General features: G+C 38.4%; 14 protein-coding genes and 1 riboswitch. Of the genes, 4 read left to right on the top strand and 10 right to left on the bottom strand.

Annotated elements, in window-relative coordinates; all coding sequences use genetic code 11:
- Positions 1–109: 109 nt before the first annotated feature.
- The gene (locus tag AB3M96_RS05870) at positions 110–1,090 is read right to left on the bottom strand and encodes a nuclease-related domain-containing protein (RefSeq protein ID WP_412966648.1); all 981 of its coding nucleotides are present in this window, start codon (positions 1,088–1,090) and stop codon (positions 110–112) included.
- Between the two features lie 303 nt (positions 1,091–1,393).
- On the opposite strand from AB3M96_RS05870, the gene AB3M96_RS05865 reads away from it, so the two are divergent.
- Positions 1,394–1,930, top strand: coding sequence for a hypothetical protein (locus tag AB3M96_RS05865; protein ID WP_412966647.1), 537 nt, complete (start codon positions 1,394–1,396; stop codon positions 1,928–1,930).
- A gap of 15 nt (positions 1,931–1,945) precedes the next feature.
- Here the strand turns inward: AB3M96_RS05865 and AB3M96_RS05860 are convergent, their stop codons facing one another.
- Both AB3M96_RS05860 and AB3M96_RS05855 read right to left on the bottom strand, forming a co-directional pair.
- Positions 1,946–2,896 (bottom strand): ATP-grasp domain-containing protein, encoded by a 951-nt coding sequence (locus AB3M96_RS05860; RefSeq protein ID WP_412966646.1) that lies wholly within the window; start codon positions 2,894–2,896, stop codon positions 1,946–1,948.
- A gap of 15 nt (positions 2,897–2,911) precedes the next feature.
- Positions 2,912–3,964, bottom strand: coding sequence for an LLM class flavin-dependent oxidoreductase (locus AB3M96_RS05855; RefSeq protein ID WP_412966645.1), 1,053 nt, complete (start codon positions 3,962–3,964; stop codon positions 2,912–2,914).
- A gap of 81 nt (positions 3,965–4,045) precedes the next feature.
- A riboswitch (SAM riboswitch) is annotated at positions 4,046–4,156 on the bottom strand.
- A gap of 229 nt (positions 4,157–4,385) precedes the next feature.
- Between AB3M96_RS05855 and AB3M96_RS05850 the strand changes: the two genes are divergently transcribed.
- Together AB3M96_RS05850 and AB3M96_RS05845 are read left to right on the top strand one after the other, a co-directional pair.
- Positions 4,386–5,666: a M20 family metallo-hydrolase gene (locus AB3M96_RS05850; protein ID WP_412966710.1), complete on the top strand. Its 1,281-nt coding sequence runs from the start codon at positions 4,386–4,388 to the stop codon at positions 5,664–5,666.
- Positions 5,667–5,778: 112 nt separating this feature from the next.
- On the top strand, positions 5,779–6,174 hold the full coding sequence (locus tag AB3M96_RS05845) for a VanZ family protein (RefSeq protein WP_412966644.1): 396 nt from the start codon (positions 5,779–5,781) through the stop codon (positions 6,172–6,174).
- 2 nt (positions 6,175–6,176) lie between these two features.
- On the opposite strand, the gene AB3M96_RS05840 is transcribed toward AB3M96_RS05845, so the two are convergent.
- Entirely contained in the window at positions 6,177–7,235 is a 1,059-nt protein-coding gene (locus tag AB3M96_RS05840) for a plasmid pRiA4b ORF-3 family protein (RefSeq protein WP_412966643.1), read from the bottom strand.
- Between the two features lie 119 nt (positions 7,236–7,354).
- Between AB3M96_RS05840 and AB3M96_RS05835 the strand changes: the two genes are divergently transcribed.
- Entirely contained in the window at positions 7,355–7,744 is a 390-nt protein-coding gene (locus AB3M96_RS05835; protein ID WP_412966642.1) for a hypothetical protein, read from the top strand.
- Positions 7,745–7,939: 195 nt separating this feature from the next.
- On the opposite strand, the gene AB3M96_RS05830 is transcribed toward AB3M96_RS05835, so the two are convergent.
- The 6 genes from AB3M96_RS05830 to chvE all read right to left on the bottom strand — a co-directional run bounded on the left by AB3M96_RS05830 (position 7,940) and on the right by chvE (position 16,307).
- The gene (locus tag AB3M96_RS05830; protein WP_412966641.1) at positions 7,940–8,659 is read right to left on the bottom strand and encodes a 3-ketoacyl-ACP reductase; all 720 of its coding nucleotides are present in this window, start codon (positions 8,657–8,659) and stop codon (positions 7,940–7,942) included.
- Between the two features lie 146 nt (positions 8,660–8,805).
- Positions 8,806–9,549: a DUF4230 domain-containing protein gene (locus tag AB3M96_RS05825; RefSeq protein ID WP_412966640.1), complete on the bottom strand. Its 744-nt coding sequence runs from the start codon at positions 9,547–9,549 to the stop codon at positions 8,806–8,808.
- Positions 9,550–9,916: 367 nt separating this feature from the next.
- Positions 9,917–11,905 carry a bifunctional metallophosphatase/5'-nucleotidase gene (locus tag AB3M96_RS05820; RefSeq protein WP_412966639.1) on the bottom strand — a complete coding sequence of 663 codons (1,989 nt, stop codon included), beginning with the start codon at positions 11,903–11,905 and terminating at the stop codon, positions 9,917–9,919.
- A 497-nt stretch (positions 11,906–12,402) separates the two neighbouring features.
- Positions 12,403–13,617 (bottom strand): multiple monosaccharide ABC transporter permease, encoded by a 1,215-nt coding sequence (gene mmsB / locus AB3M96_RS05815; RefSeq protein WP_412966638.1) that lies wholly within the window; start codon positions 13,615–13,617, stop codon positions 12,403–12,405.
- The gene (gene mmsA / locus AB3M96_RS05810) at positions 13,614–15,152 is read right to left on the bottom strand and encodes a multiple monosaccharide ABC transporter ATP-binding protein (RefSeq protein ID WP_412966637.1); all 1,539 of its coding nucleotides are present in this window, start codon (positions 15,150–15,152) and stop codon (positions 13,614–13,616) included. Before mmsA ends, mmsB begins: the two co-directional genes overlap by 4 nt.
- 81 nt (positions 15,153–15,233) lie before the next feature.
- Positions 15,234–16,307 carry a multiple monosaccharide ABC transporter substrate-binding protein gene (gene chvE / locus AB3M96_RS05805; protein WP_412966636.1) on the bottom strand — a complete coding sequence of 358 codons (1,074 nt, stop codon included), beginning with the start codon at positions 16,305–16,307 and terminating at the stop codon, positions 15,234–15,236.
- Positions 16,308–16,380: the final 73 nt, after the last annotated feature.

Here is a 16,380-nt window from a genome sequence, read left to right as displayed (position 1 = left end):
AATACGGTTTTTAAATTGGATTTACGATTTTTAATTACGATTTACGGTTTTTACGGCGAAAATACGATTTTTAGCCACTATTCGAGCCCGTACGAAAAGCCAGCTAAGTTTATAGCTGGCTTTTCTCACAAGTTAGGTAGTAGATTCTATTTTTCTGTCCTCCGTTATGGTCAAGACGCAACGATAAAAGGATGTTCTTTGCTGCAACCCGACTTGGCAGCAGTAAAAATTCTCTTAGTTGCTGATTTGTTATCGTTTTACCAACCAATAAATAGTAATCTCTTATCGCTTCCAGATGCGCCGTCTTCGAAGAGCATCCACAGCTTTTACATAACCATCTTCGTTCGGTTCGGACCATCGGAAGTGCCCCACAATCCGGGCAGCCGACTCCCTTTCTAAGATAATCATAACCATTTTCATATTGTTCAAGGATATTTTCAGCATGAGGAGTGTGTTTTTTTAATAGAAACTTTGCAAGTTTTTGAAGTTGTTTTTGGTCAAATATGACATTCTTATGCTTTTTTTCAAAGGTTTCTATTTTAGAAAGGAAACTTGTGCTTCTGATTACTTTGTGGATTTGTTTATGTCTGGGGCTAGCTGAAATGATACAAGATGGATTTGTGAAGATTACCAACGATTCAATAGAGGGTAAATGAAATTTATTAGCTTGAAGAAGTCTTTTCAATTGCAGTTCATGTCTATTTGCTTGGGCAATTGGACAGGGATATGCTTTTTCAGTATCTACATAGGTTTGGATTAATTGTTCAAATTGATCATCGAAATATAGTTTCCCTCTGTAATTTTTCGCATCGATTATTAAAGTGAAAGAGGGAGTTAAAATCAAGGTGTCAATTTCGAAAAAGTGTTTGTTTGAAGTGTCCAGTAGGCGTAGGTTATGGAAAATGTGGTAGTCTTTCTGGGGCAAAAGGCTCAAATAATAGACGAGAGATTGTTCACCTCTGTAGCCAGCAAACCTTCTGCTGTGTTCATCGCGTATATCTGAGTATCTTGGGTGGGATTCTGTAATTCGTTTTAAATAAGCCTCCAATTGCAGTACTCTGTACGGAATTTCTAGGTCTTTTTGAATCATTTAGTCAACTCCTTGTTTAAGTTAAGACTTATTTCGACATTTATTATAGTAATTCCTGCTAGATTCATAGATTAAGAAATGGTTATGATTTTTAATATTGATTTATGGTTTTTAATTCGGAAATACGGTTTTTAATTCGGAAATACGGTTTTTAATTTGGATTTGCGGTTTTTAATCGTAATTTACGGTTTTTACAAGGAAAATACGCTTTTTAGCCATTTTTCGAGAGCAAGGCAGACTAAACCCCACATTCAGGTTTATTTTTCCACCTCTCAGTGCACACTGATTGCTGAGGTGGTTATTATGATTAAAAGGCTACTTTTACTCGCAATCATAGTTGAATTAGGTTTATTTTGGTATGTTCATCAAGGAAAAGACCCACCATTACTCGCTGCGGACGCTCCTAAGAAACAGATACACGAAAACATGGTGAAGAACCTTCCTTTGGATGAAAGCACGCAGGTTGCGGAGGCATCGATGACTACAGAGTCTTCCACACTTGAAGAAATTAAAGAAAAGTATGATAGTGAATTTACTATTCTTGAAAAAGACACAAAGAAGAAAGCCAAAGAGCTACTCAAACGAGCGAAGGCAGATTTTATCGAAGAATCAGCTGATGGAGTGGCAGTTTTGCAAGTGATGGGTACCTACTATAACGAATTCAAGACGTTAGAAAAAGAAACCGATGAGTTATTCTACGCGCTCTATACCGAGCTAGAGAATGAGTTAGTAGTTAATGGACACTCAAAAGAGGAAGCCCTGCCTTATAAGAAAAAGTATGAAGAAAAGAAAAATGAATTATTGAAAAAGGCATTAGATGTTCAGGGAAGTTACCAGTAGGCAACTTCCCTTTTTTTACACCTCTACTCCAGCCAACTTCTCCAACTCTTTCCCTAAAAACGTTGCAACCTCAAGCATACCAAACTTACCGGCAGCATCCTCCGCGTCTGAGTTGTAATTGGTATTTGTATTGATGTCATATGTGAAAATTTCGCCCTCGCTGTTACGGATAAACTCGATGCCAGCAATGTGAATGTCGTTTGCAGCTAGAACCTGCTCATACCTTTCTAAAATAGGATCTGCAAAGTTTTCAACGATTTGGAACTTAGGTTTCGTTGGTACTTCTTCGCCAACTGGACAGAAAAGGTCTCCGATTTGGCATGCGTCTGCCGGGCATAGTTCAAAGCCTTCAGATGTGTCGACTCGAACCGCATACACAAACTTGCCGCCAACAAATTCGCAACGGGTGATATATGGTTCTGGTGATTGGATGTACTCTTGAATAAGCGTAATTCCATCAACCGGCTCCTCAAAAGTCGGTCCTTCAAGATACTCATTTAGTGCTTCTAATGAATAGAACAATTGAACTCCAAGTCCTTTTCCAGCACGGTTATGTTTTGTAATAAATGGTGCACCTGCAAACTTCGCTGCCGCTTCACGAATTTGTTCTTTTCCAACTGCCGCAACTGTTTTCGGTGTTTTTACACCATAACGATTCAACTCAAGGTATTGCTGAACCTTACTAACTTCTAACTGCAGTGCACGCGATCCGTTAAACACTTTTCTATCGTGCGCTTCTAACCATGCAAGAACTGCACTCGTTAATTCAGGTGCATATCGATGACCGCGCGTATGAGAAGATGCGCTCATTCTACTATAAAATACACCTTCCGGCGGTGCCTCGGATAAGTCCACTGTTCCCTGATCCAGATGCCACAACTCATACGGAAGATTTAGTTCTTCTAGGCGCTTTACTAAGTGCTGTGTCCATTCATCATTTTCATGAATTACATATATTTTACTCATTGCTTCCACTCCTTTTTAAGCTTCTAGTTTTTGAGTTCGTTTCGCTTCTACAAGTGGCATTACATCACGAGCAAAGCGTTCCATTTCTTCTAGCTGTGGTGAAAATTGAAGTAGTAATAAGTCTAATCCAACCTCTTCATATGCTAAAATGCGCTCCGCAATTTGTTCCGGTGTTCCGATTAAGTTTGGACGCAAGCCTCTGTTTGAAACGGAATAATCCTGCAACTGAATTTGCTGCTCTAATTGAGATTTACTTGTGAAATCCTTGAATCCCGCGTATCCGCTAGTATCTTTTACATCCGTGATACGACGAAGTTCCTCCTGAACCTCTTCCTCTGTATCGCGGCAAATCACGTACGCTGCCATTCCAAAGGATTGGAAGTCGTCTTTGTTCAAGGCTTTTCGTCTATTTTTCATATCCGTGATTTTCGTATCAATTTCTTCAACTGTTCCACCATGCATCACATAAGCGTCCATGACTGAAGCGATTACTTCTTTACCCTTTGGACTTTCGCCGCCTGCATATAAAACCGGGTTAGGACGTTGAACTGGCTTTGGAGCAAGCTTCGCATTTTGGATATTGTAAAACTTGCCATCATATGAGAAAGTTTCTTCTGTCCATAGTCCTTTCACAACATCGATAAACTCTAGCGTGCGGTCATAACGCTCATCATGTGCTGTAAAAATACCGTTGTACTGACGGGCTTCTTCTTCCCACCAAGCAGAAACGACATTCAACGTAAACCTTCCATTGCTTATATGATCAATGTTCGCAGCCATTTTTGCTGTTACAGCAGGGTTGTGGAATCCAGGACGGACCGCTGTCATAATTTCAATTTTTTCCGTAACTGCTGCAAGTGCTGCCGCAGTTGACCAAGCCTCAAGGGAATCATGCTCGGGACCCTTAATATCATTCAAATATAATTCAGCAATTAAGGTTGTATCATAGCCCCATTTTTCCGCCGCTTGAATCACTTCCTTTGCATAAGCAAAGGTCGGTGGCATGTTCTCATCCTCCACATTTCGTAACCACCCACCAAAAATCGGTAACCAAAAACCATACTTCACTCCACTCATCTCCTCATGCTGTTTCTAGATAAAATAAAAAACCTCTTCAAAAAGAAGAGGTTTGTATGTAACGTCGACCCCTTCTTATTTCTCAAACATCAAGTTTGATGGAATTGGCACAGTATTCTATGAATCTAGAACCCGCTGCCGAGGCTTCAAAGGGCCATTTCCCTCCACCTCTCGTAATAAGAAGACACTATTTATTTCGTAATTCGTAATGTTATCATACTTTATCTATCAGAAAAGTTCAACAAAAAAGTTTTTGTTAGCTAATGTAGTAAACCGAGTAATCTTATTGAATTACTGAATAGAGTTTCTCGTTAAGTCACAATTATGATTGCAGGATAGTCTTATTAATTGCATAATAGGTACATTAATTGAACAATGCTTAAATTGCAAACCACAAAAAAGGAGAATTCAGATGAACCTGTATGAAAAACTCATAGTAGATTACGATAAATCATTAAACAAAAACGGCGTAAGGGGTGAGCGCTTGGCCACAAGATTAGCGGCTCTTTCCGAGATTGGACTCACACCAGACTGCGGTTCGTACCGGATTGGCTTTTCAGAAGAAGAAAAGGCAGCAAAGGACCTCGTCAAAAAATGGATGACCGAAGCAGGACTTGAAGTAACTGTTGACGGTGCCGGAAATGTGTTTGGCCGCCTTGAAGGTAAAAACCCAGAGTTACCGGCACTAATATCTGGATCCCATGTAGACAGTGTGCCAAATGGCGGACATTTTGACGGACCACTTGGTGTGCTTGCTGCACTAGAGGTTGCAGAAGCTTGGAAACAAACCGGATACACTCCAGAAAGACCTTACGAAGTCGTCATTTTTACCGACGAAGAAGGTGCACGTTTTAACGGTGGCTTTAGTGGCAGCATGTCGATGATTGGTGAGGCAAAACCAGAGGATTTACTTCCTAAAAAGGATATAAACGGAGTCCCTTTTAGCGAGGTGTTAGAAAGTATTGGCCTCACTACAGATTCCTTTTTCACTTCAAAAAGAGACCTCGACAAACTAGAAGCCTTTGTTGAAATACATATTGAACAAGGTAAAAGACTTGAAAATGCAAACACATCTGTAGGAATTGTGACCGGAATTGCAGGACCATGCTGGTTGAAGATGACGTTTAAAGGACAAGCCGGTCATGCAGGCAACACTCCAATGAATGATCGACAAGATGCTCTTGTTGCTGCCAGCCAATTTATATATGAGGTACAAGCGCTCCCTCAGCAAGTGAGCTCTTCTGCAGTTGCGACTGTTGGCAAGGTTGATGTATTTCCTAATGGGGTAAATGTTATTCCAGGTGAGGTTCGTTTAACTGTTGATATTCGTGATATCCAAAAGGATACGCGCGACAAACTAGTCGAACTTGTCATCGACAAGGCGCACACTCTTTGCAACAACCACAACATCGAACTAGAAGTAGAAGAAACCTTCCGGGAGGCACCCGTTCCAATCAGTGAGGACATGCAGGAAAAACTGGCTAACTCGGTTAAAGCCCAAGGGATAGAACCGGCTTATTTACCAAGCGGTGCCGGGCATGATGCAATGGTGGTTGGGCGTAAACTTCCGGTTGCGATGATTTTTGTACAGAGTAAGGATGGGATTAGTCATAATCCTGCCGAGTGGTCGACTTTGGGGGATTGTGTGCAGGCGGTTCATGTGTTGAAGGATTTTTTGGAGACTTATAGATAATCATGAAAAAAGAGAATGGAATCTTATTTTTCCATTCTCTTTTTACCCACTAATAACCAATAGGTTTATGTTCTTCCCGGGTTGACCAAACTCACTAATGGGTGAGGAAGATATGAAAATAAATTATGAACTTGTATTTGGAATGGACAAGGTGGGACATTTCCTGCTATTCTTCGTTGTTTCATTTATTCTCGGTTTGGTTTGCTTAGTGGTTATTAATAAATACCACGTAAGAAAAAGTCTGGGAATTGTATGGCTATATCTGATTTTACTAGGACTTTTTGAAGAGTATAGGCAATATTTTCTTCCAGAGCGAAGTGCAGAATTTTTAGACGCTATTGCTAATTTACTTGGCACAACAACTGGTTTAGGTATCCCTTTTTTACTCTCTTCTCTTTTAGTAAAAAAGAAGGGACAGCCATCCCCACAATTTAATGTGATCTTCTACATTTTTCCTATTCCATTTTTAATAGGGTTATGGTTGATAAATGAAAGACCATTTTTTTAGAATTATAACTTTTTCAACTTCCAGTTAATTTCCCTAAGAGCAAACTTCTCATACCTTTGGATACGTGCCCATTCAGTCATGTCGTGATGTTCAGGATGAGCAGGGTCTCCAATGACGGTTAAAAAGTGTTGAAATCCCGGTTCCCCACCTACATCCTCTGGTGGAGCATTTCCTTCTCCGTCTAAACAGGTCGGATATTTGAAATCATAATCCTCGATAATTTTTTCGAACTCGATGTGATGCTCCCAATTATCGCCGAAATCATAGGTATAGATTAGTGAATGATAAGTCGGTATATATTCTGACAGATTCGCTGATGTGTCTTTTGCGTTATTCGATGTCTCTAAATCAAATCTGAGATTTGCAATCGAATTCTTTTTTTGATCCAGTATTGTAAATTTATGAAGATGATAATTCCTCCAATTAAAAGCTGATTGTATACTGTTATGTAAGTCGTTAAATGTCATATTCAATGGTACTACCAGCCTGCGCCAAACCTGATAATTACGTAACTTCAATGTAATTTTTAATTGAGCAGCACGTGAAGTAAAAATGCGGGTACCCACAAATTCTTCAAGGTCTTTATACATCTCTTCATTCGGGGTAATATACCCTTTTCCTTCTCCTGCTAAAAGTTTGCTTATTCTCATACTCATGTCTATTTGAATTAAGTTTTCTGGTTCTAAACGATCGCCCAAAAATTGAACAGTTTCACAGGCTCTATTCATTCTAGAAACGCATGTCCGATTCTTGGTTTTTACAAAAGAAACTGTTTCTGAATGAAGGAGATACTTATCAATAACTTCCTCCTTAATCCGTTCTGCCTCAAATGTTTTCCGAATCCCCTGCAGTAAAAGTTTAGCTAACTGTTTGAAGTCTTTTGCTTTTAGTCCGTAAAAGACAATAGCATATCGATTCTTGTCGTTTACCATGACAACCGTTTTCTTACGGTTTATGGTAATGATATTAGCGTGCCAAGAGAACAGGTCGTCCTCCACTATTTCTTGTCCAGGTTTCATTTTTAGTTCATCTAAAAGTTTTTTTGTACATTGAATTAGCATTTTAATAGCTCCTAATCATAATCTTAATCAGAGTATATCATTTATTTGAAAGTGTTATTGTTTACTAGTGTTGCCAGTTTATAATGTTACTAGACGGAATAATAAGAGAGGTGTTGCTTATGTCGTTTAAAATATTAGACGTAGCAAAAGACGATGTGGGACCTTATCTAAAGCTTGAAATAGAGTTAACAGATGGAACGACTGCCGTTATTCGGTGGGGATTAAACAGTGAGGACTATAAACAAATACGAAGCATAGTTACAAAGAAACATTTCGACTCCTTAGCTACCGGGTACTCTTACGAACTACTTCCATATTACAGTAGTGTGCAAGAAAGAACCGGAAGCACTCCAACTTTTTATGGAAGTGTGAGATGTATTCAAGAAACGCGGGTAATGAAGGTTGATTTTGTATGTTCTGAAAGGTTTGCTGGTAATTTGGAGTGGTTTCGGAGTCATGTAAGCTGTTTAGCTGATGTTCAGCACATAATTTGGGAGGATTTTAGATAAGATTTGACACTTGATGTTGAGTTTTTGGGGTTTACGATTTTTATTTTGGATTTATGGTTTTTAATCTGAATTTACGATTTTTAATTTAAAAATACGGTTTTTAATTCGGATTTACGATTTTTAAATGAAAAATACGGTTTTTAGCAAAAATACCTATGTGGAATAAACTTAAACCACATAGGTACCAAGCACATTTTATGGATTAGTAGACCAAAGTCCCGCTGATTTGATAAAAATGCGAGGATGTAATTTTAGCTGGGCTACAATATATTCAGCTAAATCCTCTGGCTGCATAACTTTTTCAGGATTTCCGTCTGTTAGATTCTCTTTAAACGCTAATTCAGTAGCCACTGTACTTGGAGTCAGCGCTGTTACACGGATATTATGTTTACGAACTTCCAATGCTAGCGACTCGGTCAAACCTAATAAACCAAACTTCGATGCACTGTATGCACTTGTAACTGGTGCTCCTTTTTGACCAGCAGTTGACGAAATATTAACGATGTCACCACCATTTTTTTCGATCAATTGTGGTAGGACCGCACGGGTTACGTAGTAAGGCCCCATTAAATTAATGTCAATTTGTCGCTTCCAATCCTCTGGTGACAATTCAAGAAACTTACCGAACTTTCCAGTACCAGCGTTGTTTATTAAAATATCGAATGAACCAAGTGACTTTGTTAGCTGCTCAACTGCCTGATTTACTTCTTCCATTGAAGAAACATCAGCAGTTGCATATGCCGCTTTACCACCCAGACCTTCGATTTCCTCCGCTACCTTCTTAAGGTCAGCTTCCGTACGCGCTAGCAATCCTACATGAACTCCTTCTTGAGCTAATGCAATTGCAGTTGCACGACCAATACCTTTACCAGCCCCTGTTACTAGAGCTACTTTTCCTTTTAACGATTGTGCCATATTGGAATTACCCCTTTCTACATCAATCTAGAATTTAAATCTACAAATTAGCCACTATAAAGTCAAAGAATTTGCACATAAGTTTAAGTCTCTCCTACTTCTTATTGTTTCAATCCAAAAAAAGAGACCATTCGATTGAATGACCTCTACTTAAATGCGATTTCCACAGTATATCCTAGACTATCAAAAAACTCCGTCAGTACTTTTTCAGCTGTCTTTTCTGCTGTTTGCAGTAATCCAATTTCAATTGCTTCTTTTTTTATTTTTTCCTGAGCCTCAGCAACTAGCTCATTTCCTTCATCCCAACTAACTTCCAATCGGAACAAGCCTTCATCGGAAATTGCTTGTATTTTGTCCATTTTAATAGAAGGTTCTTGAAGTAAAGCAGCATGTGGAAGCGTCAACTTTATTTCTTTTTCCTTCTCATTGATAATTAGGCTCTCGGATGTTACTCCTTGTAGGTCGACTCCAGCAATAACTGTCGCCGGGACAACAAATAAAAGTTCCCGTTTCGTTCCCAGTAAATCTACCGGGATATCTAAGCCGAACAATTTATTATCTTCCTGCGTAATGATCTCTTTCAAATGTGCTTCTGCAGTTGCAAGTGTGGCTAATTCTTGAACCTGCTCTACGAAGGTTGTGCTCTCTTTTTTGAAAGTACTTCCTGTAAAAAACATTATCCCAGCTGCGGCTACTAGAGCGATAAGTAAAATCGGAATGAGCAATTTCATTCCCAAAAATTTCAGGAGTGGATTAGCCACTGATTTTGTGACTCTAGGCGCTCCTCCTCTTTCTAAAACAGCTGCAGTTGCACTCGTTTCCTCTTGTCCTGCTTTTAATTCTTTTAAAAGGCGTTCCAATTCAGCAATTTTATCGTCATTATTATTCATAGAATGTAGAATCTCCTCGGATTTTGTCGTACTATATACCTATTATAATAGCATTAGTAGTTTAGGAGATTCAATCTGTTTATTAACAAATTTTGGAGAATTTTTATCAAATTCTATTTCGACTTATCTCCTTATAACAGTTTAGTTTATAAATATATCAGGTCCCAGGTACCACCTAGTTCTTGCTAATTACTAGTTTATGATTTTTAATTCGGGTTTACGGTTTTTAATCTAGTTTTATGGTTTTTAATTTCAATTTACGGTTTTTATTTTCGATTTACGATTTTTAATTCCAAAATACGATTTTTAGCAATCTTCGCCCTAAAAAAAGCAGGGAACCGCAACTTCGGTTCCCCGCCTCTTCATATTAAGCCGTTTTCACTCTTCTATAAACCAGGATTCCTCCACCAAGTAGAGAGATTCCTAGACCAATTAGCAACATTGTATACATATTAGTTGCTGTTTTTGGAAGTACTTTTCCTTTGTCAGCATCTTTATTTTGATCACCTTTTTCAGTGTCAGAACCTTTTCCGTCTCCTTCATTTCCCGGATCTGGTTTTTCTTGGTCTTCTTCGCCTGGAGTTGAACCGTTATCGTCATCCTCGCCAGGCTGCTCTGGTTGACCCGGTTGTTCAGGTTGACCTGGTTGCTCTGGTTGTTCCGGATCTTCTATTGGCTCACCTTTTAGGTCAACAATACGGCCTTCAATTACAGGGTCTACTTCACCGTTTAGGTCTTCCACCATGTAATCTCTTAATTGTTGCCAATCAATTTCACCAATATCTTTTACACGGCCTTCAGCATACGCGTCAGCAAACACTTCAAAGCCGTCTCCACCTTTACCAGTGAAGTTATTAGTAGTAACTGTATACACTTGGTCAAGTTTAATATCCTCAAAAGTACCATTTATGTTAACCTGCATGGAAACTACTCGCTCACCAGGTGCTTTTGTGCTATCAAAAACAAATTTCATACCTGATACATGTAAAAACCCGCCATTCTCACCTGGAGCTAAACGTACACTATGTTCAAGTAGATTCTTAATTTCTGCTCCCGTTAATGTTGCAATCACTGGGTCATTACCAAATGGTAGTACACTAATTACTTCACCAACAGTAATTTCCCCTGCTGGAATAGCAGCACGAATACCACCACCATTTTGAACTGCAATTACCGTTTCTGGATACTTTAACTTAGCTTTAGCTAACATTGCATCTGTTACCAGGTTACCTAATTCTGTTTCATTCGCACGAACACTTACAGTGCTTTCTGCACTTGAACGTGGATTTTCTAAGTCTTTTAATGCAACAGCACCAATTTCTTCTGTTTCAATAGCTTTGACTTTTTCTTTGTATGGTGCTAAAACAGTTTCAGCTGCTGGGTCTGCGGCTTTCCCCTTCAATTCAGTTAGCTTTCCTGCATAGCCAACAACAACACCATTTTCATCAAACTGTACATCAACTTCACCTAAGAAATCAGCGTACTGATAAGCTTGTACAATTACAGTTGGATCCTTTTCTGCACCTGAAATATCTTCAGTAATTTCTGTTGGAGCCTCTAATTTAGTATGAGAATGCCCTCCAACAATAACATCAATTCCTTCAACCATTTTAGCTAGTAAAATATCATTTCCCATTTCTGGATTAGTATCATAGCCTAAATGGTTCAGTGCAACAATTTTATTAACACCAAGCTTTTCAAATTCAGCAACTGCATATTCAGCTTGCTCAATATAATCTAGGAATCTTACATCTATCGGGCTAGAAATAGCGGCAGTATCTTCAGTCGTTAATCCAAAAATACCAACCTTTTCGCCATTCACTTCTTTGATGATTCCATCAAAAACTTTACCGTTTTCCGGAGTTTGTGAGAATTTGTCTGCACTTACTAAACTATTCATAAATGGATCTTTTGAAAAATCAACGTTTGTTCCAACAAACGGGAATAAAGCGCTTCCAACAAATTTCGACAAAGATTCATGTCCGTTCTCTTTAACCCCTAAATCAAACTCATGGTTACCGAAAACCATAGCATCAATCCCCATAAGATTTAGTAGAGCTAAATCGGCTTGTCCATAAAATTCATTAAAATATAAAGTCCCTGAGAATACATCTCCAGCATGCAATAATAATGCATCCGGTTTTACATCACGAACTTCTTTAACAGCTGTAAGCACTTGTGGTAGCTTATCAGCACGTGCATGTGTATCGTTCATATGCATAAGAGATAGCGTGAAATTTTCAACATCTGTAGCAGTTTCCTCTGCAAACACTCCTGCAGGTAAAATAAGAGATATCAGTAAAACAACAATTAACGAAATACGAGCATACTTGCCTAAATACTTCTTACCCTTCATTCGAACAGTCCCCCTGAATTCATTTTTTACTTACCAGCTGACTTGATAAAAAATCACATGTAGTAGTCCCTTTTTCAAGACACTCCTAAAAAGCAAGAGAGTTCATCAACAAGAGACACTTTCCACCTCTTTTCTACAATTTCTTTCTCTTACTCTATTAGTGTATCTATTACACTAGTTACTTTCAATAAACATTACAAGATATTTATATAATTGTTAAATTCTTCATAAAAAAGTATGTTGTTTTTAAATCACTAGCCATTTTTTGAACTCTATACTGGGAGAGAATGACGTTTATGATTTTTATATTGGATTTACGGTTTTTAATTTCAATTTACGGTTTTTATTTCGGATTTACGATTTTTAATTTGAAAATACGGTTTATAATTCAAAAATACGATTTTTAGCAATTTTCCTGCACGCACGATCACCAAGTACTGCTTCAAATACAAAAAAGCCAGCAACCCACAAATAGGTTACCGGCCACTCCAAACAAATCACGATGTCTTATTCTTATAATAAAAATCAAACGCTACTGCAGCTAGTAAAACCAATCCTTTAATCGCCTGTTGCCAGTCGATACCTAGGCCGATGATGGACATACCGTTATTCATAACACCCATAACAAGACCACCGACAATTGCTCCTCCGACTGTTCCGATACCACCGTAAACAGATGCTCCTCCGATGAAACATGCTGCAATGGCATCTAGTTCGAATAGGTTTCCGGCTTTCGGTGTAGCTGCATTCAGACGTGCAGCAAAGATTAAACCAGCAAGTGCAGATAACACACCCATGTTTACGAATACCCAGAAAGTAACACGTTTTGTTTTTACACCTGAAAGACTTGCAGCTTTTTCGCTTCCACCAATAGCGTATACATGTCTACCGATAATCGTTTTCTTCATTACGAATGAGTAAGCTACAACAAGTACAAATAGAATAATTAATACAGTAGGAATACCTTCATACTGCGCTAAAATGAATGTAAATACATTTATAATCGCAATCATAGCAACGATTTTAGCTAAAAAGATACCTTTTGATGATACTTCAAAATCGTATTTTAGTTGGTTGTTTCGATTGCGCAGTTCTAGTAATACATAAATGATTGAAAAGACAACACCAATGATGATTGTGAACCATTGTAGTCCGCTGTCGCCACTAAATATGTCAGGAATAAATCCGGAGCTCATTGATTGGAAAGCCTTTGGATATGGTGCGATAGATTGACCTTCTAGTACTAGCATCGTTAACCCTCTGAATAGGAGCATCCCGGCGAGTGTTACGATAAAGGCTGGAATTTTCACATATGCAATCCAGAACCCTTGCCATGCCCCAATTAGTGCACCTAATAACAAGGAAAGTAGAATTGCTAGATACGTAGGAACGTTCATATTAATGATTAAGATACCTGAAATGGCACCTACGAACGCTGCAACAGATCCAACCGATAAGTCAATATGACCCGTGATAATAACAAGGACCATGCCAATCGCCAGGACTAAAATATAGCTGTTTTGCAAAATAATATTGGTAATATTTAAGGGTCTTAAAAGAATACCATCCGTTAGTACTTGGAAAAGTAGCATAATAAATACGAGGGCAATGAACATGCCGTATTGTCGCATATTATTTCGTATGAGATTAACAAACGGATTTCCACCTGAAGGCTGAGGATTTATATTAGTTGGTGTATTTGGCGTACTCACTTTACTTCCTCCTTACTCTTGGTCATGAATTTCATTACATTTTCTTGATTCGCCTCTGCTTTGTCCAGCTCCCCAGTAATTCTACCTTCACTCATCACATAGATTCGGTCACACATACCTAGTAATTCTGGTAGCTCCGATGAAATCATAAGGATCCCTTTTCCTTCAGATGCTAACTGGTTTATGATTGTGTAGATTTCGTATTTAGCTCCAACATCAATTCCCCTTGTCGGTTCATCAAGGATTAAGATGTCAGGATCCGTGAATATCCACTTACTTAGGACGACTTTTTGCTGATTACCACCGCTTAGGTTATTCGTTAACTGCCTGATGCTTGGGGTCTTTATGTTAATTTTTTTACGGAATTCCTCTGACTCAATGATTTCCTTTTGTTCATTGATTACTAGATTATTAGATATCTTTTTAAGATTTGCCAGTGTAATATTAGATTTTATATCATCGATTAATACTAAACCGTAATTTTTGCGGTCTTCAGTAACATATGCCAGTCCCTGTTTGATTGCACTTGATACGTCACTTACTTTAAGTTCTGAACCATTTTTATGGAGGCTGCCATTCGTATGCTTACCGTATGACTTACCAAAAATGCTCATTGCAAGCTCTGTCCGACCCGCTCCCATTAGTCCAGCAATACCAACTATTTCACCTTTTTTAATAGATAGATTTACATTATCAATTACTTTTCGATCGCTATGTAGAGGGTGATAGACCTCCCAGTCCTTCACTTCAAAAATGACTTCACCAATATTTGGAGTTCTTGTAGGATATCGATTGGTTAACTCCCTGCCAACCATTCCTTTAATAATTCGGTCCTCTGAAACTTTACCGTCTTGTACTTCAATTGTTTCAATAGATTGCCCATCTCGTAAAATGGTAATCGAATCCGCAACCTTTGAAATCTCGTTTAATTTATGTGAAATGATAATTGATGATATTCCTTGTGCTTTAAACTCTAGTAATAACTTCAGGAGATTTTCACTGTCAGCCTCATTCAATGCAGCAGTTGGCTCATCAAGAATAAGAAGCTTAACTTCTTTTGAAAGTGCTTTTGCAATTTCAACCAGCTGTTGTTTACCTACACCAAGGTTTGTGATGTGAGTGTTTGGATCTTCCTGCAAGCCTACCTTTTTTAATAATTCTCTTGTTTTGACGATTGTTTTGTTCCAGTTGATGATTCCGCGAGTAGCCTGTTCATTTCCTAAAAAGATATTTTCAGCAATAGACAAGTCAGGGATTAACGCAAGCTCTTGGTGAATAATAACGATTCCAAGCTCTTCACTTTGCTTGATATCTTTAAATTCACAAATCTGTCCTTTGTATAAAATATCCCCTGTATACGTTCCGTGCGGGTAAACACCACTTAACACCTTCATCAGGGTAGACTTTCCAGCTCCATTTTCACCACAAAGCGCATGAATCTCCCCTTCTTTCACCTGTAAATTTACGTTACTTAACGCTTTTACACCGGGGAATTCCTTCGTAATGTTTTTCATTTCTAATATATTAGTAGACATTGTTTCACCACGCCTTCGAATGTAATAGATGATTTAGTGATTGATTTTCACCAGCCACTAAATCATCTAAATGAATTGAGATTATTTTACTTCATCAGCAGTGTAGTATCCGCCGTTAACTAGAATTTCTTCATAGTTTGAAGCATCTACACTTACAGGCTCTAATAGATATGAAGGAACAACTTTTACACCATTATCATATGTTTCAGTGTCATTCACTTCAGCTTCTTTACCTTCTAATACAGCTTCCGCCATTTCTACTGCTTTTTTAGCAAGTTCACGAGTATCCTTGAATACTGTTTGAGTTTGTTCACCAGCGATGATTGATTTTACTGATGCTAATTCAGCATCTTGACCAGTGATAACAGGTAGTGGCTTATCAGCTGAACCGTATCCAACACCTTTTAATGAAGATAGAATACCAATACTGATACCATCATATGGTGAAAGAACAGCGTCAACATTTTCAGTTGTGTAGTTCGCACTTAACAAGTTATCCATTCTCGCTTGAGCAGTAGCTCCATCCCAACGTAATGTAGCAACCTGATCAAAGTCTGTTTGTCCGCTTCCTACAACCAATTTACCTGAATCTATGTAAGGTTGTAGAACTGACATTGCACCATCAAAGAAGAAATATGCATTGTTATCATCTGGTGACCCAGCGAATAATTCGATATTAAATGGACCCTTGCCATCCTTTAATCCAAGCTTTTCTTCAATATAAGAAGCTTGTAAAACTCCAACTTTAAAGTTATCAAATGTTGCGTAATAGCTTACATGCTCACTTTTTCTAATTAAACGGTCGTAAGCGATCACAGGAATATCCTGACTAGCAGCTTTATCTAATACATTTGTTAATGCTTCACCATCGATAGAAGCGATTACTAAAACATCAACACCCTTTGTGATCATGTTCTCGATTTGTGACACTTGGTTTTCAACTACGTCCTCTGCATATTGTAAATCTACTTTATAACCAAGCTTTTCAAACTCTGCCTTCATGTTGTTGCCATCGTCTACCCATCTTTCAGATGATTTTGTAGGCATCGCAATCCCCACAAACCCCTTGTCTCCATCTCCAGATGAACCGCTTGAACATGCCGCCAGTGTTAGCGCAAGCAGTAAAACAACAAAAACACCTAAAAACTTTCTCATTGAACTTCCCCTTTCTTTCTTCTCATTTATACCTAATACCCAGTGTGAAGGGTATGTAAGGCCATCCCATACG

Source organism: Ferdinandcohnia jepli (assembly GCF_047246645.1).
Classification (GTDB): Bacteria; Bacillota; Bacilli; order Bacillales; family Bacillaceae_L; genus Ferdinandcohnia.
Note: the sequence above shows the minus strand (reverse complement) of the source record. Positions and strands in the feature narration are given on the sequence as shown.